This window comes from Photobacterium japonica (genome assembly GCF_050337005.1).
Classification (GTDB): Bacteria; Pseudomonadota; Gammaproteobacteria; order Enterobacterales; family Vibrionaceae; genus Photobacterium; species Photobacterium japonica.
Window position 1 is genome coordinate 1 of sequence record NZ_JAKJSN010000125.1, and the last position, 1,976, is coordinate 1,976.

Genomic DNA, 1,976 nt, shown 5'->3' on the forward strand with positions numbered 1-1,976 from the left:
ATTTCGCCACTTCCGCATTCGGATGCTGCTGATTACTTTTCAATTTAAGCGCACTTAAACTGAGCTCTCTTATTCAGAGAGAATGGTGCGGAAGGAGAGACTTGAACTCTCACACCTTGCGGCGCTAGAACCTAAATCTAGTGCGTCTACCAATTTCGCCACTTCCGCATTTTGCACTGTACTTAAACAGTCTTTTTTATCTTCCTAATAGGAGGAAGATGGTGGCTACGACGGGATTCGAACCTGTGACCCCATCATTATGAGTGATGTGCTCTAACCAACTGAGCTACGTAGCCATTTTAGATTGCCGATATAATGAAATATCCACATTCATAAAATATGGCAGGTCTACCTGGATTCGAACCAGGGAATGGCGGCATCAAAAGCCGCTGCCTTACCGCTTGGCGATAGACCTGCAGATTGCTCTTTACAGAGACTTTATTAATCAGAGCAGAATGGTGCGGAAGGAGAGACTTGAACTCTCACACCTTGCGGCGCCAGAACCTAAATCTGGTGCGTCTACCAATTTCGCCACTTCCGCATTCGGATGCTACTGATTGCTTTTCGACTTAAGCGAACTTAAATCAAAACCCTCTTTTTCAAGAGAATATGGTGCGGAAGGAGAGACTTGAACTCTCACACCTTGCGGCGCTAGAACCTAAATCTAGTGCGTCTACCAATTTCGCCACTTCCGCATACTTATCGTGTTGATCTTACAACCAAACGTTAAGCTTAAATTGTGGCAGGTCTACCTGGATTCGAACCAGGGAATGGCGGCATCAAAAGCCGCTGCCTTACCGCTTGGCGATAGACCTGCAGATGCTCTTTACAGAGACTTTGTTAATCAGAGCAAGAATGGTGCGGAAGGAGAGACTTGAACTCTCACACCTTGCGGCGCCAGAACCTAAATCTGGTGCGTCTACCAATTTCGCCACTTCCGCATTCGGATGCTGCTGATTATTTCCCCCAGTTTAAGCGAGCTTAAACTGACATTCTCTAAGAGAGAATATGGTGCGGAAGGAGAGACTTGAACTCTCACACCTTGCGGCGCTAGAACCTAAATCTAGTGCGTCTACCAATTTCGCCACTTCCGCATACTTATCGTGTTGATCTTACAATCAAACGTTAAGCTTAAATTGTGGCAGGTCTACCTGGATTCGAACCAGGGAATGGCGGCATCAAAAGCCGCTGCCTTACCGCTTGGCGATAGACCTGCAGGTTGCTTTTCTTCAAAGCTGCTCTCAATCGAGAGAATGGTGCGGAAGGAGAGACTTGAACTCTCACACCTTGCGGCGCCAGAACCTAAATCTGGTGCGTCTACCAATTTCGCCACTTCCGCATGTTTTACATCATCCTAGTAAAAGGAAGATGGTGGCTACGACGGGATTCGAACCTGTGACCCCATCATTATGAGTGATGTGCTCTAACCAACTGAGCTACGTAGCCGTATTTAAGTTGCCGACTATACATGATAATCAACAGCTTTAAAAGTGGCAGGTCTACCTGGATTCGAACCAGGGAATGGCGGCATCAAAAGCCGCTGCCTTACCGCTTGGCGATAGACCTGCAGATGCTCTTTACAGAGACTTTATTTAATCAGAGCAAGAATGGTGCGGAAGGAGAGACTTGAACTCTCACACCTTGCGGCGCCAGAACCTAAATCTGGTGCGTCTACCAATTTCGCCACTTCCGCATTCGGATGCTGCTGATTAYTTTTCAATTTAAGCGCACTTAAACTGAGCTCTCTTATTCAGAGAGAATGGTGCGGAAGGAGAGACTTGAACTCTCACACCTTGCGGCGCTAGAACCTAAATCTAGTGCGTCTACCAATTTCGCCACTTCCGCATTTTGCACTGTACTTAAACAGTCTTTTTTATCTTCCTAATAGGAGGAAGATGGTGGCTACGACGGGATTCGAACCTGTGACCCCATCATTATGAGTGATGTGCTCTAACCAACTGAGCTACGTAGCCATT

Annotated in this window: 15 tRNA genes; all 15 read right to left on the reverse strand. The window is 46.8% G+C overall.

Annotated elements, in window-relative coordinates:
- Positions 1–83 precede the first annotated feature (83 nt).
- The 15 genes from L4C36_RS23620 to L4C36_RS23690 all read right to left on the reverse strand — a co-directional run bounded on the left by L4C36_RS23620 (position 84) and on the right by L4C36_RS23690 (position 1,973).
- Positions 84–168 (reverse strand) — tRNA-Leu (locus L4C36_RS23620).
- A 51-nt stretch (positions 169–219) separates the two neighbouring features.
- A tRNA-Met gene (locus L4C36_RS23625) sits at positions 220–296 on the reverse strand.
- Between the two features lie 44 nt (positions 297–340).
- Positions 341–415, reverse strand: a tRNA-Gln gene (locus L4C36_RS23630).
- A 41-nt stretch (positions 416–456) separates the two neighbouring features.
- A tRNA-Leu gene (locus L4C36_RS23635) sits at positions 457–541 on the reverse strand.
- Between the two features lie 69 nt (positions 542–610).
- Positions 611–695: transfer RNA gene (locus L4C36_RS23640), tRNA-Leu, on the reverse strand.
- A 45-nt stretch (positions 696–740) separates the two neighbouring features.
- A tRNA-Gln gene (locus L4C36_RS23645) sits at positions 741–815 on the reverse strand.
- Positions 816–856: 41 nt separating this feature from the next.
- Positions 857–941: transfer RNA gene (locus tag L4C36_RS23650), tRNA-Leu, on the reverse strand.
- A gap of 68 nt (positions 942–1,009) precedes the next feature.
- Positions 1,010–1,094 (reverse strand) — tRNA-Leu (locus L4C36_RS23655).
- A 45-nt stretch (positions 1,095–1,139) separates the two neighbouring features.
- A tRNA-Gln gene (locus L4C36_RS23660) sits at positions 1,140–1,214 on the reverse strand.
- Between the two features lie 40 nt (positions 1,215–1,254).
- Positions 1,255–1,339 (reverse strand) — tRNA-Leu (locus L4C36_RS23665).
- A gap of 30 nt (positions 1,340–1,369) precedes the next feature.
- A tRNA-Met gene (locus tag L4C36_RS23670) sits at positions 1,370–1,446 on the reverse strand.
- A gap of 45 nt (positions 1,447–1,491) precedes the next feature.
- Positions 1,492–1,566, reverse strand: a tRNA-Gln gene (locus tag L4C36_RS23675).
- Positions 1,567–1,608: 42 nt separating this feature from the next.
- Positions 1,609–1,693 (reverse strand) — tRNA-Leu (locus tag L4C36_RS23680).
- Between the two features lie 67 nt (positions 1,694–1,760).
- Positions 1,761–1,845: transfer RNA gene (locus L4C36_RS23685), tRNA-Leu, on the reverse strand.
- Between the two features lie 51 nt (positions 1,846–1,896).
- A tRNA-Met gene (locus L4C36_RS23690) sits at positions 1,897–1,973 on the reverse strand.
- Positions 1,974–1,976: the final 3 nt, after the last annotated feature.